The organism is Rhizobium sp. AN5 (genome assembly GCF_900215255.1).
In the GTDB taxonomy this organism is placed as follows: Bacteria; Pseudomonadota; Alphaproteobacteria; order Rhizobiales; family Rhizobiaceae; genus Agrobacterium; species Agrobacterium tumefaciens.
Window position 1 is genome coordinate 343,010 of the sequence record NZ_OCMJ01000003.1, and the last position, 22,221, is coordinate 365,230.

At 58.2% G+C, this 22,221-nt stretch carries 15 protein-coding genes; 7 read left to right on the top strand and 8 right to left on the bottom strand.

What is annotated here, in order from left to right:
* Positions 1-27: 27 nt before the first annotated feature.
* Positions 28-1,224: an aminotransferase class V-fold PLP-dependent enzyme gene (locus CRP02_RS05035; RefSeq protein ID WP_097171248.1), complete on the bottom strand. Its 1,197-nt coding sequence runs from the start codon at positions 1,222-1,224 to the stop codon at positions 28-30.
* 89 nt (positions 1,225-1,313) lie between these two features.
* Between CRP02_RS05035 and CRP02_RS05040 the strand changes: the two genes are divergently transcribed.
* Positions 1,314-2,150, top strand: coding sequence for an IclR family transcriptional regulator (locus CRP02_RS05040; RefSeq protein WP_179783941.1), 837 nt, complete (start codon positions 1,314-1,316; stop codon positions 2,148-2,150).
* A 6-nt stretch (positions 2,151-2,156) separates the two neighbouring features.
* Here CRP02_RS05040 and CRP02_RS05045 read toward each other — a convergent pair whose 3' ends face one another.
* From CRP02_RS05045 to CRP02_RS05065, 5 genes are all read right to left on the bottom strand, one after another.
* Positions 2,157-2,651 carry a RidA family protein gene (locus CRP02_RS05045; RefSeq protein ID WP_019564632.1) on the bottom strand — a complete coding sequence of 165 codons (495 nt, stop codon included), beginning with the start codon at positions 2,649-2,651 and terminating at the stop codon, positions 2,157-2,159.
* Positions 2,652-2,734: 83 nt separating this feature from the next.
* Positions 2,735-3,958, bottom strand: a complete 1,224-nt coding sequence (locus CRP02_RS05050) for an amidohydrolase/deacetylase family metallohydrolase (protein WP_038493995.1) — start codon at positions 3,956-3,958, stop codon at positions 2,735-2,737.
* A gap of 1 nt (position 3,959) precedes the next feature.
* Positions 3,960-4,835, bottom strand: coding sequence for an ABC transporter permease (locus CRP02_RS05055; protein ID WP_097170448.1), 876 nt, complete (start codon positions 4,833-4,835; stop codon positions 3,960-3,962).
* Complete coding sequence (locus CRP02_RS05060) at positions 4,835-5,776, bottom strand: ABC transporter permease (protein ID WP_003510794.1); 942 nt, start codon at positions 5,774-5,776, stop codon at positions 4,835-4,837. Before CRP02_RS05060 ends, CRP02_RS05055 begins: the two co-directional genes overlap by 1 nt.
* A gap of 236 nt (positions 5,777-6,012) precedes the next feature.
* Positions 6,013-7,539 (bottom strand): ABC transporter substrate-binding protein, encoded by a 1,527-nt coding sequence (locus CRP02_RS05065; protein WP_097170449.1) that lies wholly within the window; start codon positions 7,537-7,539, stop codon positions 6,013-6,015.
* Positions 7,540-8,055: 516 nt separating this feature from the next.
* Here CRP02_RS05065 and CRP02_RS05070 point away from each other — a divergent pair.
* From CRP02_RS05070 to CRP02_RS05095, 6 genes are all read left to right on the top strand, one after another.
* Positions 8,056-9,180 (top strand): glycosyltransferase family 4 protein, encoded by a 1,125-nt coding sequence (locus CRP02_RS05070; protein ID WP_097100171.1) that lies wholly within the window; start codon positions 8,056-8,058, stop codon positions 9,178-9,180.
* A 270-nt stretch (positions 9,181-9,450) separates the two neighbouring features.
* A complete protein-coding gene (locus CRP02_RS05075) occupies positions 9,451-9,969 on the top strand; it encodes a helix-turn-helix domain-containing protein (RefSeq protein WP_097170450.1) in 519 nt (172 codons plus the stop codon).
* A gap of 157 nt (positions 9,970-10,126) precedes the next feature.
* Positions 10,127-11,164: an acyltransferase family protein gene (locus CRP02_RS05080; protein ID WP_097170451.1), complete on the top strand. Its 1,038-nt coding sequence runs from the start codon at positions 10,127-10,129 to the stop codon at positions 11,162-11,164.
* 413 nt (positions 11,165-11,577) lie between these two features.
* A complete protein-coding gene (locus CRP02_RS05085) occupies positions 11,578-12,774 on the top strand; it encodes a polysaccharide biosynthesis/export family protein (RefSeq protein ID WP_013761539.1) in 1,197 nt (398 codons plus the stop codon).
* 294 nt (positions 12,775-13,068) lie between these two features.
* On the top strand, positions 13,069-14,370 hold the full coding sequence (locus CRP02_RS05090) for an efflux RND transporter periplasmic adaptor subunit (protein WP_097170452.1): 1,302 nt from the start codon (positions 13,069-13,071) through the stop codon (positions 14,368-14,370).
* Complete coding sequence (locus tag CRP02_RS05095) at positions 14,367-17,510, top strand: efflux RND transporter permease subunit (protein ID WP_097170453.1); 3,144 nt, start codon at positions 14,367-14,369, stop codon at positions 17,508-17,510. Before CRP02_RS05090 ends, CRP02_RS05095 begins: the two co-directional genes overlap by 4 nt.
* Before the next feature lie 56 nt (positions 17,511-17,566).
* On the opposite strand, the gene CRP02_RS05100 is transcribed toward CRP02_RS05095, so the two are convergent.
* Entirely contained in the window at positions 17,567-18,151 is a 585-nt protein-coding gene (locus CRP02_RS05100; protein WP_097170454.1) for an invasion associated locus B family protein, read from the bottom strand.
* Entirely contained in the window at positions 18,151-22,119 is a 3,969-nt protein-coding gene (locus tag CRP02_RS05105) for an autotransporter domain-containing protein (protein WP_097170455.1), read from the bottom strand. Before CRP02_RS05105 ends, CRP02_RS05100 begins: the two co-directional genes overlap by 1 nt.
* Positions 22,120-22,221: the final 102 nt, after the last annotated feature.

Below are 22,221 nucleotides of genomic sequence, written 5' to 3' on the forward strand. Positions count from 1 at the left end.
AGGTTTTGGCGGCGCAAGCGGTCAAGCCTAGTCCGGCCAGCGCAGCATGCCGTCGAAGCGGTGGCGGCTCCGGTCTTCGAAAGGTGTTGCAATCACCTCGTTGGAGGCGCGCGCCTTGTCCAGCTCATCCGCCAGCCGGGAAGCAACGATGGTTTCCTGTCCGGGATGCAGGTTGCATGGGTCGAGATAGAAATAGCGATGCTCTACCTCGTGGTCGCGGGTGATGATGGGAGGATTGCCCCTGGCCAACGCCGTCGTCAGGTCCCAGGCAGTGATATGCGCTTCTTCGGCATCGATGATCACGCGCAGCCTGTCGAGCGGGTTATTGGTCGGATCCGGCTCGATGAGCGCGGTCACGCCCGGGCGGCCATCCAGCGTTTCCTTCCAGAGATTGAGATATCCGGTCTCGCGCTCACGGATGCCGGCATGGTCGCGCTTTTCCCAGGCTTCCAGTGCCGCCATAACGCCATAGATGCTTTCCTTGCCGACCTTCATGCCGCGGGCAATACCCATATTTTGCAGGAAGGAGTTGCGCACCAGTTCCTTACTTCCGGCCACGATGCCGGAGGTGGGGCCGCCGAGAAACTTGTGGCCGGAATAGAGGACAATATCTGCGCCGGTGGCCAGAAACAGCTCCAGATCATATTCGGACGCCGCATCCACGATAACCGGAACACCCTTGGCATGCGCGATCTCTACGAATTCGGAAAGATGCAGCAGGCCATAATTTACGACATGGTGCGAGATGACATAGACCGCCGCCGCCGTCTTTTCGGTGATGGCGTTTTCCATGTGGAAGCGATGGGTCGATGTGGCCTGCCCGACCAGCACCACCTTGCCGCCACCAAGCCGGATCGCCTGATCCACCGGCGCGCCGTAGCTCACCACGTGCCCCATCTGCACCAGCACTTCGTTCTTTTCCGGTGCGATATCAGGCAGCTTTTCGATGGCCAGGAGATTGTTGCCGGTGATGGCCCCGGCAACAGCAAGGCTGATGCCGGAAGAGCAGGAGGCAGTGACGAAACCAGCCTCGCCGCCCGTCAGTCTCGCGATGATCGCGCTTGCCTTGCGCTGCAGATCGTTGATCTCTACGAATTGCGGCAGGATCGCCGCCATGGCCTCAACCGCCTCTGGAACGACGATGGAAGCACCGAGCGACGTCATGGTGCCCGAGACGTTGATGACCGGGCGAAGGCCGATCCTGCTTCTGATATCCTCGGTCATGTCTTTCTCCTGTCTTTGCGATGCGATAGGCATCGACATATATGCCATAATAATGTAATAGCTTCTCAGAATTCATGAGGAGCCCGAAATTGGACGCCCATAAACTGGACGAATTGTCTTCACACGCCTTGTCCGCGACCCAGGAAAACCCGGACGCGAAGGTGGCCAAGCGCTCGCGTGTCAGCGGCATTGATCGCGCTCTTCAGGTGATTGATTACCTTTACGAAACCGGATCGCCAGCTGGCGCTTACGCCATTGCCAAGGCGATCAAGGCGCCACTTTCCACCGTCTATGTGATCGTCGACGATCTGGTCGAAAAGAACATGCTGGCGCGCAACGCCGACGGTAACATATGGCTCGGCGCGCGGCTTTATCACTACGGCCTTGCCTATGCCCGCTCGCTGGATTTCATGGGTGTCGCCACCCACGAAATGCATGATCTGTGCCGCCATGCAGGCGAGACGGTGCAGCTTTGCGGTCGCGACGGTGACCATATGCTGGTGCTCGCCATGGCGGATGGCCCCAGCCATTTCCAGGTTGCCTCGCGCGTCGGCACCCGCGTTCCCTTGAACTGGACGGCATCCGGCCGCCTGCTCGTCGGCCATCTGCCGGAAGAGGAGCGAGTCGAGCTTTTCAAACGCTGCGCCCGCACGTCGCCCACCGGCCGTGCGGAAATCAACCCGGAAGCGCTTTCTCAATCGGCAGGCACGGCGTTCCGTGACCGGCTGTCGATACAGGTTGCGGAATCCGACTACGCCGTTGCCTGCATCGCCTCGCCGATCTGCGACACCAATGGAGAATGCGTGGCGACGATCTCCATCGTTCTGCCGGAACAGAAGGTGCTGGCGGACGAAAACCACTACACCGAACAGGTCAGGGTTTCGGCCGAAAGGATCGAAAAGCTGATGGGCTGGCGCAACCATTGAACGGCCTCAATCCCTAAGGGCGATGATGGCTTCTATCTCGACGGTGATGTTGCCCGGCAGCGAACCGAACCCCACGGCGGAGCGGGCGTGTTGCCCCGCATCGCCGAACACATCGATGAAGAGATCCGAACAACCGTTGATGACACTTGGGTGATCGCGGAAGTCGCTGACCGCATTGACCATGCCCAGCAGCTTGACCACCTTCTTCACCCGCGACAGATCCCCAAGCGCCTCATGCATGACGGCAAGAAGATTGATGCCGGTTAAACGCGCATGCTGGTACGCCTCGTCCAGCCCGATCTCGGCCCCGACCTTGCCGGCGTACAAGTGTCCGTTCTCCTCCCTCGGGCCCTGCCCCGAAAGATAGAGCATGTTGCCTTCCACCACATGCGTGACGAAATTGGCGATCGGCGGCGGTGGTGGCGGCAGCGAGATGCCGAGCGCGGCAAGCCGGTCGTAGGGCGAATGACGCCCATCTGCCTCAAGCGAAGACTGTTTCACGCGAATTCCTCATAATACCGGGACGGGTATCCCATATTCTCTGCGGAAGGCGGAGAGCATCCCTCCCCGCCGCTCCAGTCGGTTCAGCGCCAGGAATAGCCATGGCTGTGGCGCACGAGCTTGCGCGCTCTTGGGACATAACGGCTGGCGGCAATGGCCTCCGCACCGATGACCGCATAGCGCGGCTCGAACAGCCGCTTGAGACGCGAAACATCGCCATTGGAATCGGTCGCCTCCAGATCGGCATCGACAAGATCGAAAACCGTGAAATCCGCGCGCTGGCCAACATCGAGGCGGTTTTCCATGTCGAGGCGGATGATGGAGGCCGGATTGCGGGTGACGGCCTCGACGACATTTTCGAAGGGCATATCGACCGAGAGCAGCTTCGACATGGTCGTCGCCAGATCCCAGACGGGGAAATTCATCGAATGGCCATGCAAATCCGTGGAGATCGAGAAGGGCAAAAGGCCGCGCGCGATCGCCGCTTCCGCCACTTTGAAGGAGAAGGATGCACCGCCGTGGCCGATATCCAGCCGGATGCCTTCCCCGGCGCAGCGCTCCGCAAGGTTGAACAGGTCCTCGTCTTCCATGATGCTGGAGCCGGACTTGCCGTTGAAGCAATGGGTCACGACATCGCCGGGGCCGAGAATTTCCAGCACCTCATCGTAGAGCGCAGGCGGTTCACCCACATGCACCATCATCGGCACTTTCAGGATCTTGGCGATCTTCTTGCCGAGTTTGACCGGCGTAACACCCCAGGAACCCGTAATGACATGGCTCGCCCGCACCTTGAGGCCGACTATATGCTCGCTGTTCTCGGCATAACATTCAAGGATGCGGTCGAGGTCGATATCCTTGATATCGCGCAGTTCCGGCACCCGGTTGCAGGCGACAAGCCCGATGGAGCCGAGATTGAGGAAGGCCTTGATGCGTTCCTTCGAGGGTTCAATGATATATTCCCGGAAACCGTGGAAATTTGCTTCCCCCGCCGAACCGGCATCCACCAGCGTCGTCACGCCGCGCTCGGCCCCGCATTCTGAGGGACGGATGGAGATATCGGTGCCGCCATGCCAGATGTGCACGTGCAGATCCACCCAGCCGGGCGAGACGAATGCGCCCTTTGCGTCGATGCGCTGCGCATCCGCCGGCGCCTGAAGGGCAGGCCCAACCGCCACGACCTTGCCATCGCCGCCGATCAGGATATCGGTCTGGGCCTGTGGCGCGCCCTTTTCGAAGCCGACGGGTTTCACATTGGAGAGAAGAATGGGAGCTTGAAAAGGCGTTTTTGCCTGTTCACCGGACGTCATATTACAAATCCCTTCGCAGTCTTGGGTCGAGCATGTCCCGCAGCCCGTCGCCGACCATTTGCAGCGAGAGCACGGAAAGAATGATGGCAAAGCCGGGGAAATAGGTCATCCAGTCCGCCTGGCCGATATATTGGCGGCCAGCGGAGATCATGGTTCCCCAGGTCGGAATTTCGGGGCTGACACCCAGCCCCAGAAATGAAAGGCCGGCCTCGGCAAGCATGGCGCTGGCGAAAAGGAAGGTGCACTGCACAAGGATCGGCGAGATCAGATTGCGCAGCACATGCCGCGTCATGATGTGGAAGGTGGAGATGCCAAGCGCCTTGGCCGCCTCCACATAGGGCAATTCCCGGATCACCAGCGTCGAGGCGCGCACGATGCGGGCAAGGCGCGGCGAATAAACGACGGCAAGCGCAATGATTACCGTCGTCAGCGACGGCCCGAGTGCGGCCACTAGCGCGATGGCCAGCAAAATATCCGGAAACGCCATCATGGCATCGATCAGTCGCGCGATCGGCGTATCCAGTTTCTGGAAGAAACCGGCAAGCAGGCCGAGCGTGATGCCGAGCAACGCCGAGAGCGCCACCACGGCGGCCCCCACCAGAAGCGACAGCCTTCCCGCAAAAATGGTACGGGAAAAAACGTCGCGGCCGAACTCGTCGGTGCCGAACCAGTAGAGTTCGCTCGGCGGTTTCAGACGGTTGACGATCGACAGTTTCGATGGCGAATATGGCGCGATCATCGGCGCGAAAACGGCGAGCAGCACGAAGACGAGCAGCACGATCAAACCGGCTGCGACCGTCTTGCGCTTCAACAGACGCCGAATGAACAGGACGGTCGGGTTGCGCGCCGGCTGGGCGGTGGAGGTGATATCGGCCATCAGTAACGAACCCTCGGATCGACCAGCAGATACAGCATGTCGATGGCAAAATTGATGAGCACGTAAAGCCCGGCGATGACGAGAAGCGCGCCCTGAATGACCGGATAATCGCGCCTCAAGACGGCCGACACGACGAGATTGCCGACGCCCGGCAGGCCAAACACGGTTTCCGTAACGACCGCGCCGGAAATCAGCACGGCGGCGGTGAGACCAAGCACGGTGAGGATGGGGATGAGTGCGTTCTTCAGCGCGTGTTTCATCACAACCCGGCGTTCCTTGACGCCCTTGGCTCTGGCGGTGCGGACGTAGTCGTCGCCGAGAACATCCAGCATCGAGGCGCGGGTAAAGCGCAGAATGAGGGCGGAAGAAACGAGGCCGAGTGCGATGGCCGGCAAGGTCAGGTGGTACATGCGCTCGAGGAAGCTTGCGCCCGGACCGCCATATCCCGACACCGGGAACATATCGAGCCGGACGGCGAAGAACTGCATGAGGATCAGGCCAAGCCAGAAGCTCGGAATGCTCGCCGCCAGCATCGCAATGGTTGTCGCTGCCTGATCCACGAAGGAACCGCGCCGGTAAGCAGCATAGATGCCGATGGGAAGCGCGATGGCACTGGCGATCAACAGCGAAAAGATCGTCAGGAAGAAGGTCGGTTCCGCCCGATCCAGAAGCGCCGATCCAACCGGCATGTTGAGGAAGATCGACTGGCCGAGATCACCGCGCAGCAATTGCCCGATATAGTAGACATATTGCACGCCAAGCGACTGATCGAGGCCAAGTCTGGTGCGCAACTCCGCGATGTCCTGCGCCGAGGCATCCGGCCCGAGCATCACGGCCGCCGGATCACCGGGCGTGACGCGCAGGATGATGAAGACGATGGTGACGACGAGAAACATCACCACGATCATTCCGGCAAGTCTCTGGAAAATATACCGTATCACGTATGAATGCTCCGAAGCGCGTGATGGGCCGCTCTCAGGCGACGGTTGAACAGAGTTGTCGACGAGTGCCGGTAAACCCGGCGCTCATGGCTGGAAAACTCCCGCCTCCCTCATGCCGGATCTGATCCGGCATCCAGCCACCGCGCGTCTGCGTGGTGAAGGCGTCCTCTTGCGGTCAAAGACTTGATCGCGCTGGACCCCGGATTCAGTCCGGGGTCACGGAATGCGGAGCGGTCTTACTTCGTAACCGAAGCATTCCAGAAATAGGGCCAGGGAGCCGGATCGACGCCATCAAGCTTGTTGGACTTCGCCGCCACGGCGTTGAAGTCGCCGATCTTGATGAGCGGCAGCTCGTCATAGATCGTCTTCTGCACCTTGGCCCAGAGAGCAATGCGCTTCTCCGGATCAGCTTCCGAGGTGAAAGCGTCAACCGCCGCCTTGCGTGTCGGCGTGTCCCACCAGCCCGGCGAACCCGTGGAAAGTGCGCCGATCAGCGCCGGCTCCGGCAGGAAGGGGCTGTGGCTGATGTAGATATCCCAGAGCTTCGGGTCGGCACGACGCTGCGTCAGCGTCGCCCAGTCCACCACCTGCATATCCACCTTGAAACCGGCAAGCTTCAGATATTCCGCTGCCACCTGCGCCATTTTGTAGTGGAACTCATACTGACGGCTGGTGAGGATGCGCAGCGGCTCGCCATTATAACCGGCGGCCTTCAGCTTTTCGGCTGCGGCCTCCGGGTTGCCGACATTATAATTGCCTTCGACGCCCTCTTCCGAATGCCAGGAGAAATTGGACGGATAATAGGCGCCATCAAGCGCATAGAAATCCGTGCTGCCGAACGCCGCCGCCAGCATGTCCTCCATGTTCAACGCTTCGGTCACCGCCTTGCGGACCTCCAGCTTGGAAGACAAACCTTCCTTGGTGTTGAATACAAAGACCGGATAACCGAAGGGCTTCAGCATCAACGGCTGCGAGGCCGAGGAGGACTTCACCTTGGTGAAGGATTCCACCGGAATGGAATCGACATAGTCATACTGGCCGGAAACGGCGGCCTCGACACGGGTATTCGGATCGGGAACCGGAACGAAACGGATTTCATCGAGATACTGATGGCGCGCACCGCCATATCCGTCACTTTCACCGTCACGAGACTTGTAGCCGTCGAAACGGACGAGCTGGATATATTGGTCCGCCTTGCGTTCCTTCAACATATACGGGCCGGTGCCGACAAATTCTGTCATCGGCTCAGCCTGCTTTTCAGCGGGCAGAATTATGGCCGCTGAATTGTTGAAGGCCAGCAGGGACGTCAGCGGTGCATAAGGCTGCTTGAGGGTGATCGTCACCGTCTCGGCATCAGGCGCGGAGATATTGTCGATGAAACCGGCGACCTGTTTTCCGCGTGATGCGATCTTCATCCAGCGGCCAAGCGAGGTGACGACGTCTTCCGAGGACATATCGCTGCCGTCATGGAACTTGATGCCCTTCCGCAGCTTGATCGTGTAGGTTTTGCCGTCCGCACTGATGTCAGGCAGGCTTTCCGCCAGAAGCGGCGTCACCTTCCACCCCTTGTCGAAGGTGTAGAGCGTTTCGAAAATATGTTGCGTGACAATGCCGACGAGATCGGCCGTCGAGGCCATGGGATCGAGTGTCGGCGGCTCGCCGATCGTGGCGACATTGATCACACCGCCCTTTTCCGCAGCCATCATCACCCCCGGCGCAAGCATCAAAGCGGCAGTGGCGAGAAATGCAAGTTTACGTCTCATTGTTAAGCTCCCAGCTCTTGGTTCCGACCTTATGAGTTCCATTATTATGTTATATCAATCTTTATAACAGAATAACTCGATAAGGCGCCTTGTCAATAACAATGCGGCGCGAGGAAGGGTTTCCAAGACAGGCGAAATGGAAGACGGGCCTTTGCAAGAGGCGGAAACGGAACGTAAGTCGATGGAAAAGAGGCTATTTCGCCCGAAACACGGCGCGCGGCAAACACCGCTGCTGCCAGCCGGAACTGCGGAAACTACGGCTGGCTTTCGACGGGAAAACGAAGAGGAGGAATTAAGAGGCTTTGATATTTCGCATTTGCGAACAAAGTGCTATTGAGGATCAGACCAAGACTAGATTACGACAGACATAATCTCGCATTCTTATTAATCGTTACGTTATTCGCCTTCCCCAGCCGTGTTTTTAAGGGCTGCAGACAGACCAGATATTCTAAACCGCCGAGCTTTATTCCAAGGCGGGTTATAAATTTTTATTACGTTGAAATTATTGAGGAAATCATGAAGACGGCAATCGTGCATGACTGGCTCACCGACAGAGGTGGGGCCGAAAAAGTGCTTCACAACCTTCTTGAGATCTATCCTCACGCGGATCTCTATTGCCTTGTCGATTTCATGAGCGATCGAGACCGGGGCTTTCTCGGCGGCAGGCCGGTCAACACCTCCTTCATCCAGAAACTGCCTTTCGCTCGGAAAAAATATCGCTCCTATCTGCCGCTGATGCCGCTGGCCGTCGAACAATTTGATCTCAGCGGCTACGATCTGGTGATTTCCTCAAGCTACGCCGTCGCCAAGGGCGTCATCACCGGACCCGGCCAGTTTCACGTCTCCTATATTCACAGCCCCATCCGTTACGCCTGGGATCTCCAGCACCAGTACCTGAAAGAATCGAAGCTTAGTCGCGGTTTCGCCTCGTGGATCGCCCGTGCCGTTCTTCACTATATTCGCATGTGGGACATCCGCACCGCCAACGGCGTCGATCTCATGACGGTCAATTCCAAATTCATTCGCAGCCGGGTTCGCAAATGCTACGGACGCGACTCTACGGTTATTTATCCGCCCGTGGATACTTCCCATCTCTCCCCTTCCGACCTGAAAGGCGATTATTTCGTCACGGCTTCACGGCTGGTGCCTTACAAGAAGGTCCACCTCATCGTGGAAGCCTTTGCAAAAATGCCTGACAGACGACTGGTCGTCATCGGCGACGGCCCGGACATGAAACGCATCAAGGAAATCGCAACTCCAAATGTCGAGATTCTCGGCTTCGTCGGCAATGACGAGCTTCACAAATACATGGCGGAAGCCAAGGCATTCGTCTTCGCCGCCGAAGACGATTTCGGCATCGTCCCGGTTGAATCGCAAGCGCTGGGAACACCCGTCATCGCCTATGGAAAAGGCGGCGTACTAGAGACCGTTGTTCCTCTCGGCGCCTCCAATCAGCCGACCGGGCTTTATTTCCGCGAGCAAACGCCTGAAGCCATCTGCGCTGCGGTGCAGGAGTTTGTCGACAACTCCGACAGTTTCGACAAGAACGCCTGTGTCGACAACGCCGCCCGCTTTTCAAGTGAACGCTTCCTGCGAGAATTTGCCGATACCGTGAATTTCGCGCTGGCCGAGCGGGCCTGACAAGCAATTTCCAAGGTCGAATATATCCATATTGGATATACTCTGTTGACGTCGACGGAAAGGCCCAAGTCGCGTGACGGACCCTCTCTTGTCCAGCGCCGCTTCGCCGTCGCCTTGTCCGTAGTGCAGTCGCCGTGCATAATGATTCCTCGTTGTGAGCGAGGCGGCCCTGACCGGCCTACCTCATGAGTGATTTGGTCTTTGTACAAACAGAGGAATATCACAAATTGGTATCTAGTAAATACCAAATCGTGATATTTGTGCGGAATTATGAGCAGGAAACGCGTCGAGCCAAAGACGCCGTTAGGAAAACGGCTGACCGAGGTCCGCGAAGCACTGAAATTTGACGAGCGTGAGCCATTTGCTGAGGCACTAGGCCTGACAGTTGCAATGCTTGGTTACTATGAACGGGGCGACCGTATTCCCGACGCTGGCGTTTTGGCTCTTTATCGTGAGCGGTTCGGCATCAATATAAGTTGGCTCGTGGCCGGTATGGGTGACATGTTTGACACGGCGCCAGCGGCACCTACTCTTGCCTACGACGTTGCCCTGCTGCAAAAAATCAGCGACCGGGTCGAGACGATCTTCACGGAGTGCAGCCAAAAGTCGCCTACACGGTCTACAATAACGGAGGCCGCGCTTATTTATAACGAACTGGCCAAAACCATATCGGACATTCGCGACGTCCAGATGGTAGAGGCAATTTTACCCGTACTTCTGCTACGCTTCAGGGAGCGTATAACAACAGCGGGATCGGGCCTCGGCAAATACGAATCTTCAAGGTTTTAATAGTCAGCATATTTATACAGATGCCATAATAGACATATTTTCAATCTAATTCAATACTTCCGAGATATGATTAGTATTCATAATAAATTTCGTATCCATCTCAACTAAATAGTTCACTAAATTATAAATAATTTTTAAATTTACATTAGGTGTTTTCATGGAAGATAAGGCGTTGCGTGATCACAGCTATGATATAGCCAAGGGTCTCGGCATAATTATGGTTGTCTTCGGTCACACGGAAAGAGGTTTGAGTGTTTCCGGTATGCCGACGCACTTCAGCCTTATGGGCTTTATTGACTACACGATTTACACCTTCCATATGCCGTTTTTTTTCTTCGTGTCTGGACTTTTTTTCTCCGAAAAAAATGTCGCCCCGAAGGATTTTCTTGCCAAGCTCGGAAAGAATATCGCTTACCCCTATCTGTTTTGGTCAATTCTGCATGGCAGTCTGATGGTGGCTATGGGGCGTTTTGGTCTCACTAACACGACCATAGATTTCACCCGTGTCCTCGAAATCCTGTGGAACCCGATCAGCCCCTTCTGGTTTCTCTACGCATTGTTTTTCTGCCAACTTGCATCATATGTTTTCGTTCAGGTGCCTTCGCTTGTCCGCATGGCATTTGCGCTTGCCCTCTTCACGCTTTTTTATCTGTACAGCCAGTCTGTTCCTTTGGATATCGCATATGGGCTCGTCTATTTCACACTTGGCATTGTTGCCAAGAAATATGGTTTTCGGCAGAGGCGATACACGGTACGCTCATTTCTCGCGCTTCTCGTCGCCTTTGCGATTTCCACCTATTTCTCGTGGCAAACCGAAATTCCCGAACGGCTTCCTTTCCCATCCGCAATCCTCGGCATATTCCTGATTATCGCAATTTCGCAGGCGCTCGTTATTCGCGAAAGCGCGATTTCGTTGATGTTCAAGACACTCGGCCAGTTATCCGTTGGCGTGTATGTCATGCACATCATCGCTATCGGCTTTGCCCGAGCTGTCGCGGTGAAGCTTTTCCACGTAACGGATATGGCGAGTTTGCTGGCGATCACGACCGTTATCGGCGTTGCCATACCGGCCATCGTACAGATGACCGCTATCCGCTTAGGGATTCAAGAGTGGCTGGCGCTGCCGGCCTCCGCCCACCGTAAGCGTGAAACCAGCGCCGCAGACCAACCGGGGAGACTGAGGATCGGCCGCTGACGCAGGGAAAACATCCTGTAAAACAACCAATTATCGTGTTTTTAAGTCAAGCCTGAAAGAAACTGGACAAGCGTGACAAAACTGCACTAGCGCTATGCGGTAATCGCAGTGATTATGGCGTCCGATTGAATATTGAAGAACGACGATACTGACACCATTCGGGTTCGTGAATATTGTGCATGCTACGGGTTTTCCGGCGCAATCGAGCGACGACTTAACTTGAAGCGTCGCCTGAAGTTAGGCAATAAGCCTGATGCAAGCGTAGACATTTCGTGACACGATTCTGCTGAACGGATGTAATGCCCGGTTGAGATTTGATTTACCGGTGTCAAATATGAAGTGCCGATTTTTATAAAACTATACGATGTCCGGTTTGTTTCTTTTTTTCGGACGAAATTTATTTTGAGGACCAAATGCGTTTATTGAATGTTTCGATTCTGCTTGCCTCCGCAGCACTTGCGGGGTGCACCGTCACCGCGGCATCAGGCCCCGATGCGGCAACAATCGAATCCAACGCTTCGGTGAAATTCAGTTCCAAGGACAAAAAGAAAACCGCGGGCGTTGACTACGCCCTCATCGATATCAACAGTTCCGTCCTGAACTATGTCGGCGATACCACCACCGCTACCCTGCTCGGCAGTTTCGGCGGTGGCAAGGGTGGTGTTCCGGCGTTGCCGATGGGCGTTGGTGACGTGGTGCAGGTCGCAATCTTCGAAAGCCAGGCGGGCGGGCTTTTCATTCCAAACGATGCGGGCAGCCGTCCCGGCAACTTCATCAGCCTGCCGAACCAGACGGTAGACCGGGAAGGCAATATCAGCGTTCCCTATGCCGGCAAGATCCGCGCAACCGGCCGCAATGTCGAGGATGTGCAGAGCGAGATCGAGGAGCGTCTGGCCAACCGGGCGATCGAACCGCAGGTCCTCATCACCAAGATTTCCAGCCGCTCCGCACAGGCATCCGTGCTTGGCGACGTCAAGGAGCCGACGAAGGTCCAGCTTTCAGAAGCGGGTGACCGCGTTCTCGACGTCATCTCCTATGCAAAAGGCCTCAGCGCCCCGAATATCGAATCCTATGTCACGCTGATCCGTCGCGGCAAGACTGCGCGCGTCAACTACAATCACCTTGTCAGCACGCCTTCCGAGAACATCTATGTGGTTCCGGGCGACACGGTCATGGTGGAGCGTGAACGCCGCACCTATCTCGCTTTCGGCGCTTCCGGCCTCAATGGTCGTTTCGAATTTGAGGACGCCGCGCTCAAGCTCTCGGATGCACTGGGCAAGGCGGGCGGATTGCTCGATTCCCGTGCCGACCCTGCGCAGGTCTATGTCTATCGTACCGTCAAACGCGATCTTCTCGTGAAGCTTGGCATCGATATGTCCAAGTTCCCGGGACAGGAAGTTCCGGTCATCTTCCGCGCCAACCTGCGCGATCCCTCAACCTTCTTTGCCACCACGAAATTCCCGATGCAGGATCGCGATATCATCTACGTCACCAACTCGCAGGCAACCGAACTCTACAAGTTCCTGGATCTCGTCGGCTCCGTTCCCGCAACGGCCGGCAACGTCTCTGAGGATGTACTTGCGACGCGCAACGCCATCCGGGCGTTCTGACCCTCGGCAACTCGCCGCTCCTGTTCAAAGCCGCCCCGGAAACGAGGCGGCTTTTTCTTTTGGCCACGAGTGGGGTCAACTGTTGTGCATCGAGCCCGGCGACTGGCATATGCCCAAAACCGCCACAACCCTTGTTTCGCAAGGCAACATGACGGCAGACATCGTCGCCGCCATTACAAAAGTTTAAGGTGATTTTGCAGCGCATTGGGTGTCTTGTGGGAGCTAAAGCTGCTCCCAGGGCTTGCCGAACATGTTCGGGAAACATGTATTGCTCTCATTTTGCGGAACCGTCAGATGAAACGTTTCTGGACCGCCCTCAGCGTTCTCGCCATCGCAGCCGCCGGCGCGTGGTATTTTAAAGATCGCCTGCCGCTTGATCAAATTCCCTACCTCAAACAATTCGCCAGCGTTTCGCCACATGCAGAAACGGCAACGGCCGATGGATCTGCCGGCAAGAAGGGCCAGCCGTCGCAGAACGGTCAAGCCGGCCAGCAGACAGGCCAGAGGCAAGGCAGCGGGCGGCGCAATGGCGGGCCGCCTACCGTCAGCACCATCGCCGTCAACAAGGCGACGTTGCCGATGGATGCAACGGCGACGGGATGGGCGGTTGCGGCCGACATCACCAATATAGCGCCGCTTCAGGCCGGTCTCGTCACGGAAATCTCCGCGAAGGACGGCCAGCATATCAAGGCGGGCGATCTGATCCTCAAGATGGATGACCGTATCGCCCGCGCAGCCGTCGACAAGGACAAGGCCAATATCGCTGCCGATCAGGCAACACTGGAACAGACGGAAGCCGCCTTCCAGCGCGCCGCCAATCTGGTCAAGCAGAGCGCAGAGTCCCAGCAGGTACTGGATCAGGCACGGGCAGCCCGGGACAGCGCCGCCGCCAAGATCGATGCCGACAAGGCGGCGCTCGCTTCCGACCAGGTGACGCTCGAACATATGGAGATCCGTGCGCCCTTCGATGGGCGACTTGGCGATGTTACCGTCAGCCCCGGTGCCTATCTCAGCGCTGGCATCAATATTGTGACGATCACGAAATACGATCCCATCTCTGTCAGTTTTCGCCTGTCGCAGCGCTACCTGCCGCAATTGCGCGAAGGCGTTCAGAAGGACACGGCGGTCGATGTAGACCCGGCGGCAACCGGCGGCGAGCCCATGAGCGGCATGCTGCGTTTTTACGACAACGTCGTAGACCAAACGTCCGGTACCGTACTTGCCAAAGCGGAATTCAAGAACGATCGCGGGCTGTTGTGGCCCGGCCAGTCCGTCAACGTCACGGCTCATTTCGTCTCCGACGCGGAGATGATCGTCGTGCCGACGGTTGCCGTGCGGCCGGGGCCGAAGGGCAATTTCGTCTACACCGTCGATGACAACCACCGTGTTCATATGACGACCGTGGAAGTTGCCCGCTCGAACGGAGATCTCACCGCCATTGCAAGCGGCCTCACCGGCGGCGAGCATGTGATCATCGAAGGCCAGTCGGGACTTGCCGACGGTCAACAGGTGGTCGAGCAATTCTCGGACAAGGGCGGCGCGGCCGCCAATCTGGCCGCCAATATTCCGCAGCAGGAACAGGTGGGTAACCCATGATCCCGAATTTCTGCATCAACCGACCCGTCGCAACCACCCTTCTCGCCATCGGCCTCGTGCTCGCCGGGCTTGCCGGTTTCCGCCTGTTGCCCGTCGCTGCGCTGCCGAAAGTCGATTTTCCGACGATCAGCGTTTCGTCGTCGCTGTCGGGCGCCTCACCGCAAACCATGGCCACCTCAGTCACCACGCCGCTGGTGAAGCAGTTCGAGACCATTCCGGGTGTCAGCGAAATCAGCGCCACCAACACGCTGGGCAACAGCTCCATCGTGCTGCAATTCGATCTCAACCGTGACATCGACGCAGCGGCAGCCGATGTTCAGGCGGCGATTTCGCGCGCACAGCGACAGTTGCCAAGCAACATGACGACAACGCCGAGTTACCGCAAGACCAACCCGGCCGATGCGCCGGTACTGCTGCTTGCCATCAACAGCAAGGAGATGCCGACTAGCAAGGTGGACGAAATCGCCGAGAATATCATCTCGCCGCTGCTTTCAACCATTTCCGGCGTCGCGCAGGTGAGTATCTACGGCGCGCAGACCTATGCCGTGCGCATTGGCCTCGATCCCTCGCAGCTTCAGGCAAGAGGGCTTGGCGTCGATACCGTCACAACCGCCATCGCGCAGGCGAACAATCAGGTGCCCGTGGGCGCGCTGCAGAATGACAACCAGCGCCTGACGATCGAGGCAGACACCCAGCGCACCGATGCCGCGGCCTTCCGCTCGCTGGTGGTAGCGACAAGCAACGGTGCTTCCATCCATCTCGGCGATATCGCCAATGTCACCGACAGTATCGACAACCCCAATGCCGGCAGTTGGTTCGATGGCGAACAGGCGATCGTTCTTGCCGTGCAGCGCCAGCCGGACGCCAACACCGTTGATGTGGTGGATGCCATCCGGGCCAAGTTACCGGCGCTGCGCCAGCAATTGCCGCCATCGGTCAATATCAACGTCATGAATGACGCCTCGACCGCGATCAAGGACGCGATTGCCGACGTGCAGTTCACGCTGCTCCTCACCATAGGGCTGGTGGTTGCGGTTATCTATCTCTTCACCGGGCATCTGACGGCGACCATTATTCCGGGCCTTGCCGTGCCGCTATCACTGATCACCGCCTTCGGTGCCATGTATGTTCTGGGATACAGTATCGACAATATCTCGCTACTCGGACTGACATTGTCGGTCGGACTTGTGGTGGACGATGCGATCGTCATGCTGGAAAACATCCTGCGACTGCACGAGGAAAAAGGCCTGACGATGCGCGAGGCGGCCCTTCAGGGCGCCGCGGAAGTCAGCGGCACCATTCTGTCCATGTCCATCTCACTGGTTGCCGTGTTCATTCCCATTCTGCTGATGGGCGGAGTGATCGGCAGGCTGTTTAACGAATTCGGCATGGTGGTCACGCTGGCAATCATGGCGTCGGCGCTGGTTTCGCTGACTGTCACGCCCATGCTCGCCTCACGGCTTTCGGGTCATTCCTCCAGACCGCCGGCCATCATCCGTTGGTTCGACGCCGGCTTCGAACGCACGCTTCGCCTCTATGGCAAGGCCGTCGGCTGGTGCCTTTCCCATCGCCGCGTGGTTCTGGGCGCATTCCTGGCATCAGTTGCAGCATCGCTTTATCTGTTCGAGACTTTGCCCTCCAGCTTCTTCCCGCAGGAGGATATCGGTCGCCTTTCCGTGTCGACGCAGGCGCGTGAGGACATTTCCTATACCGCGATGCGTGATCTTCAGGCGCAGGTGGCCGATCAGATCCGCAAGAACCCGGCCGTGGTGCATGTCACCTCTACAGTCGGCGGCAACTCCCGCAACCCGCTGAATAACGGCTCGATGTTCGTGGAGCTGAAACCGAAGGAAGAGCGTGCACCGCTAAGCCAGGTATTGGCGGAACTGGGGCAGGCGACATCGAAGGTGGCGGGCATCCGCACCTATATCAATCCCCAGCAAAGCTTGCGTTTGGGCGGGCGCAGCTCCGCCAGCCAATACCAGCTCGTCATTCAGGGCCTGAATGCCGACGCGACCAATGAATGGTCGAACAAGCTGATGGAGGCGATGCGCCGCGACCGCACATTCGCCGCCGTCAATTCCGACGCTCAGAACGGCGCAATTGCGGCGACGATTTCGGTCGACCCGGAAAAGGCCGCCGCCTTCGGCATTACCAACGACCAATTGCGCAAGACGCTGGAAATGTCGTTCGGCGGTTATACGGCGGCGCAAATCCAGTCAACCGGTGATAGCTATGATGTGATCGTGGAGTTCGACAGCTCGAAACAGTGGAATGACGATTTCCTGAGCGACATCAACATTCTCTCGGCAAAATCGGGTGTTCTGGTTCCGCTTTCCAACTTCGCCGCCCTCACCCGCACGCAGGCGCCGGTGACCATCAACCAGACGGGCCAGCTCGTTTCCACCACGGTCTCCTTCAACCTGCCGGATGGCGTGGCGCTTTCGGATGCGACGAGCCGCATTGACCAGATCAAAACCACCATAGGCCTGCCGCAGGACGTATTCACCAGCTATGGCGGCACGGCGGCGATATTCCAGCAGAGCCAGGGCAATACCGGCATCCTCATTCTTGCGGCGGTGTTGACCATCTATGTGGTGCTGGGTGTGCTTTACGAAAGCTTCATCCACCCGCTGACCATCCTTTCCGGTCTGCCGGCGGCGGCTTTTGGCGCGCTGGTGGCGCTGAAGGTGATGGGCATGGATTTCTCGATCATCGCGCTCATCGGGCTGTTGATGCTGATCGGCATCGTCAAGAAAAACGCGATCATGATGATCGACGTTGCGGTGGAACTGATCCGCGAAAAGGCCGAACCGCCCACCCGTGCCATCCACGAAGCCTGCGTGCGCCGTTTCCGGCCGATCATGATGACGACCTTCTGCGCGCTGCTGGGCGCCCTGCCCATCGCCCTCGGCTCAGGCGCCAGCTCGGAACTGCGCCAGCCACTTGGTGTTGCCGTGGTCGGTGGTCTCATCGTCTCGCAATTGCTGACGCTGTTCATCACCCCGGTCATCTTCGTGGAAATGGACAGGTTGGGTACCTATCTCACCGGGCTGTTTTCGCGCAAGAAATCGGCCGAAAAACACGCGGAACCGCAAAAGCCGGAGGGTGCCATAGAACCCGACTCCGTCGCGGCATAGATCGTAGATACGCATTTCCGGACACAAACCGCGATGCGGTTTCTACCGGAAATGCGCTAATGCAAGCTTCCGAGGCGCTCCAGTGCCTCGGAAAATCCCTGTCCCTGCAACTGGAACGAAACCGTTCGGCCCTGCAGATCGGGGGCCTCTATCGTCAGGGTTTGTCCGGCCTTCAGCGCGGTTACAAGTTCGACGAACGGCGTGAAGGAAACGACGCAGCCCACGGGCAGACACGTGCTGACCTGAACTTCCTGCAACCGCACATTTCCGGATTTTACCGAAAACAGCTTTGTGACGGCAAGGCCGAAAGGCATGACCATGGTGCCGGAAAGCTTGTCCGGCGTCCCGACATCGTCCAGCCGGAATTCGACGGAGACGACCAGTTTGCGTGTCTTCTCCTCAAGCTGGACCTGAGCGATGGCGCAGAGCGGTTTTGCCGTCTCTGCCACCGGCGTACTGGCGTCATTATCATCTTTTTTCGCAGGCGCGACGCAAGCAAGCTGCCAACTCCCGTGAACCTCACGCAACGGCGCGTCCGCCTTTTTTTCTGCATCTTGCGCGGGAGCACCGCCTGCCACCAAACCGGCGGACAGGAACACCGTGAGAGCCGTTTTCCAAAGCGTGTTTTGACTGCGCTTCATCAGAAACGAACTCCAAGTTGGGCTGAAGCAGATTGATCCAGCAGACCCGCGCTAAAAACCGCGCCGTAGCGGAATGTCAACGTGGCGGATGGGTTGAGATTGTAGCTAAGCCCCAGATTGATCAATGCCACGTCGCGCGCCGTGGCAGCACTTGTCACAGAAAACGCACTGCCGCCCTCGTAGAACAGTGCGCTCTCCATCATCGGATCGCCATAGGCATGACGCCACCCGATATCGAGCATCGCGCGTCCAAGCATCCCCTCCAGCGCAATGTCACGGCTGATGCGCGCTCCGAGCGTCGAATAAAACTCGTCGTGGCTGACGGCACCCGAAGACACGGCGGCGATACCGCCCATTTCCCGGAAAGCATCCGTCCGCGTATTCACGTAAGCGATATTGGCGTAAGGCTCGATATGGGTGAGATCGAAATCGAACCGCCAGGCGGCTTCGGCAAAGACCTGCGTGGTGGAAGCGTCGTAACCGGCGGTGAGGTCCTCCTTCAATGTTGAAAAAGAAACCGCCCGGCGGGTTTCGACATCCTGAAAGGCATGGGTTGCACCAAGACGCAGGGATGCAGGGCCAATTGTTTTGCCCGCATAACCCGCCACATAGTAGCTGTCCACGTCAGCAGATGCAGCAGGAGAACCCTGGCTGATCACATCACGGCCGTAACCGGCCGCCACCCCGGCACGCCAGCCATCAGCCAAATCTCCCTCAACACCAAAGAGGACGCCACCGCCCTTCATGTCGGCCGATGCGCCGTTGCCATCGTCATCGATGCGGCCGCGGGAGCCGAAACCACTGGACCAGAACGTGAGGGAACCCTCGTCAATGTCAAACGGGTTTGACCCGCCTTCAGCATAGGCGACCGGAAGGATCGGGCGCGCATCGACACCTTCGAAAGCACTACGCAGCCGGTTGAGAATGACATCGCGGGTGAGTTGGCTGCGGTTGATCAAAGCCATGGCAAGCGAGGGGTGAATTTCCCCGGCAAGCTGCGCGAAGGCGGATTGGGTTTCGCCCTGCTGCAGAAACACGGCTGCCTCGTAGAGCTGCGAGCTTTCCCCAAGCGCCTCTATGGCGTTGGCGGCCCCGCGCGCATTGGCCGTCGATGTTTCAGCGGCCAGAAAGCCGGCATCCGCTGATGCCCGGGCGAAGGAAAGATAGGTGGCGCCGTCGTCGGCACTCCGGGCTACCCTTGCGGTCAGATAGGCGAAATTTTCGCCGACACTTGAAAACGTACCGGTAATTCCGCCCGTTGCCGTCAGGATCGTGTAGCGGGTGCCGAGGCTATAGGCGGTTTGGTTCACCAGCGACGTAACGACAAGACTGACATCATTGTCGATGGTGATGGTTCCGGTCACGGCAAGCCTGTCGGAATTGCCGGCGGCGTCGATTTCAACCTCATAGCGAGAGCCATTGGCAAATGTTGCGCTGCCCGTGGAAGCCAGCGTGCCGATCGAATTGCCGGGCGCGAGCGTGCCACCCGAGCCGACGGTCAGGCCGCCGATGGTGCCGGAGCCGCCAAGTGTCGCGCCGGTACCGACCGAAACAGCGCTTGCAAGCGAGCCATTGACGCTGAGCTTTCCAGAGGAAACCGCAGTGGTGCCCGTATAGGTACTATTTCCGGTCAAGACCAGATTACCATCGCCGGTCTTTTCAAAGGTACCAGTACCGCTGATGGCATTGGAAAGCGTGCCGGCACCATCGACAACGAGTTGCGCATCATTGGCGATGCCGCCCGAGCCGAAACTTTTTGCGGTGCCCTTCAGCGTGCCGGAAGAAATCGTGGTGCCGCCGGAATAGCTGTTATTGCCGCCAAGCGTTGTGACGCCAGCTTCGGCAACGACTTTGCCCGCACCTGAAATATCGGCTGAGAGTATATAGCCGGTCTCGGAATGGTTGAAGACGATGCTCCCATTGCCGGCACCGAAAGCAATCGTGCGCGCTTCCAACGCACCGGCTGAGCGGGCGGTTTGGCCCGCGGCAGCTCCGATGTTGAGCACGCCTGTGGAACCCGCCGACGCGGCAATGAGAATAGTGGGCGCAGCAAGCGAGGCTCCGCCGGTTATCTCCACGGAACCGTTTCCTGCATCGCCGACGACCATGAGATTGCCAACCGCAACACGCGATCCCACACCGCTGACCAGAACGTTTCCATTTGATCCCGCCGCACTGCCCGCATAGAGATCATAGGCAGCAAGCGATCCGCCGTTGGTAACGGTCAAGCTTCCGGAACCTTCAAAACCCACATCGACGGAGCCGGAGTTCACAACGCCGTTGTCGATATAAGCGGTGACGTTCGAACCCGCTCCTGTGATCGTCATCGTGCCGGAGGAACCGGCAAGATCACCGAGCATCACCTTGGCAGCTTTGATACCGCCGCCGGCGCTGACCGACACATTTCCTGTAGCCCCGCCTCCGTATCCGACAAAAAACGTTCCAGTCATCGCCCAGCTCGATCCGTCGCCCGCCACCGTTACGGTGGAAGTGGAACCGCCATGGGCCGCAACATAGCCGTCGCGGCTTTCCACCGTGCCACCGGCCTCGACGGTCATGGAACCGTTGCCGTCAAGGCCGACATTGAGATCGCCGCGGCTTTGCAATTTGCTGCCGACGCCGGATACGCGGGCGGAACCAGTACCACCGGCATTTGTTCCGATGATGATATTCGCTGCATCGACAAGGCCGCCGCCCGTGACCGCCAGCGAACCCGTGCCATTCACCCCCACCTCGAGGTCGCCGCGGTTGACTGCCCAGACCGAGCCCTGCCCATCCACGGCGGCAGCGCCCGTCGCACCCGCCACAACGCCGAGCCGCGCCGCCGTACTATCAACGGAGCCACCCGCCATAACGTTGAGCTTACCATTGCCGGCGGCACCGCCCGGATCGGCGACATCGCCACCGACCTGCAGGTCGCCGGTCTTCCAGTTCGAGCCGTCGCCGGTGACAGTCGCCTCACTTGCCGAATGGCGGCCGATAATGGCCTCGCCACTGGTTACGGTCCCTGCGGCCTCTACGAGAAGCGTTGCAGCTCCCGAATTTCCGACGACGAGCGATCCGCCGCTTTGCAGCGAGGAGCCCAGACGGCTTACCGTCACAGAACTTCCGTCCGCAGAAGCCAGATTGGCAATCACCGTCCTTGTCTGACTGATGACCGTACCGCCACCGGTTACGGTGAGCTTACCAACGCCTGCTTCGCCAACGACTATATCCCCCGACATGGTCCAGTGGCTGTCTTCACCGGAAACCAGCGCGGTTCCCGTCGTGCCGAGGTCTTCGGCCAGAACGCCTCTCGCGCTGTAAAGCGCGCTGGCGCCGAGCACCTCCAGATTTCCACCGCCGCCAGCTCCGGAAGACGACCCACTCACAAAAACGGTGTCGGAAGTCGTGAGAGTGGATGAATTGTCGAGCTTGAGGGAGCCATTTCCGGTCCCGCTTCCGCCAATAAGGACGTTCTTCGACGATGCCGTCGTGCCGTGCAAAAGGGAAAGGTTACCCACGCCGCTGTCTCCGATGGAGACGTCACCACCATTCTTCCAGTTCGCACCGATGAAATTTGCGGTGCCGGACGCGCCACTGACAGCGCCGAGAAGAACCGAATCTGTCTGCAAGCCGCCCTGCACCACCAGCGTGCCGGCCCCTGGCGCGGTGCCTATCAACAATTGACGGGCTTCAGCGCTCGTGCCTATCGTAATGACCGGGCCGTAGGTATCGATCATCGCATCATCGCGGGCATCAGGCACACGGCGCGACGGCCCCCAGTCCGCGTCGTTAAACCAGTCCCCCCCATCGGATCCCGTCCAGAGCAACGTTTCGGCGATAGCCTCTGATGCAGCGGCAAGCGAAAATATAAAGAAGAAAAGACCCGCCGTCCCGCAGACGAAAAGCCTGCTTGGCGTCAAGGCACGCATTTCCGCTGTCGGACAGGTTTCCCCTTCCGAAACATGGCAGAAACAAGCGGACATTCAGTCTCCCTAACCCGCGCGACGTGCGGTCTTCCTTTGATCGAGCGAATCATTTTGTGAATGAGATCAACTACGCCAGTTTGAAAGATGATTTCCAGTATG

Coding starts and splice junctions, on each gene's coding strand:
- CRP02_RS05035 (WP_097171248.1), bottom strand. CDS start 1,224: ATGACCGAGGATATCAGAAGCAGGATCGGCCTTCGCCCGGTCATCAAC.
- CRP02_RS05050 (WP_038493995.1), bottom strand. CDS start 3,958: ATGACGTCCGGTGAACAGGCAAAAACGCCTTTTCAAGCTCCCATTCTT.
- CRP02_RS05055 (WP_097170448.1), bottom strand. CDS start 4,835: ATGGCCGATATCACCTCCACCGCCCAGCCGGCGCGCAACCCGACCGTC.
- CRP02_RS05065 (WP_097170449.1), bottom strand. CDS start 7,539: ATGAGACGTAAACTTGCATTTCTCGCCACTGCCGCTTTGATGCTTGCG.
- CRP02_RS05070 (WP_097100171.1), top strand. CDS start 8,056: ATGAAGACGGCAATCGTGCATGACTGGCTCACCGACAGAGGTGGGGCC.
- CRP02_RS05075 (WP_097170450.1), top strand. CDS start 9,451: ATGAGCAGGAAACGCGTCGAGCCAAAGACGCCGTTAGGAAAACGGCTG.
- CRP02_RS05080 (WP_097170451.1), top strand. CDS start 10,127: ATGGAAGATAAGGCGTTGCGTGATCACAGCTATGATATAGCCAAGGGT.
- CRP02_RS05085 (WP_013761539.1), top strand. CDS start 11,578: ATGCGTTTATTGAATGTTTCGATTCTGCTTGCCTCCGCAGCACTTGCG.
- CRP02_RS05090 (WP_097170452.1), top strand. CDS start 13,069: ATGAAACGTTTCTGGACCGCCCTCAGCGTTCTCGCCATCGCAGCCGCC.
- CRP02_RS05095 (WP_097170453.1), top strand. CDS start 14,367: ATGATCCCGAATTTCTGCATCAACCGACCCGTCGCAACCACCCTTCTC.
- CRP02_RS05100 (WP_097170454.1), bottom strand. CDS start 18,151: ATGAAGCGCAGTCAAAACACGCTTTGGAAAACGGCTCTCACGGTGTTC.
- CRP02_RS05105 (WP_097170455.1), bottom strand. CDS start 22,119: ATGTCCGCTTGTTTCTGCCATGTTTCGGAAGGGGAAACCTGTCCGACA.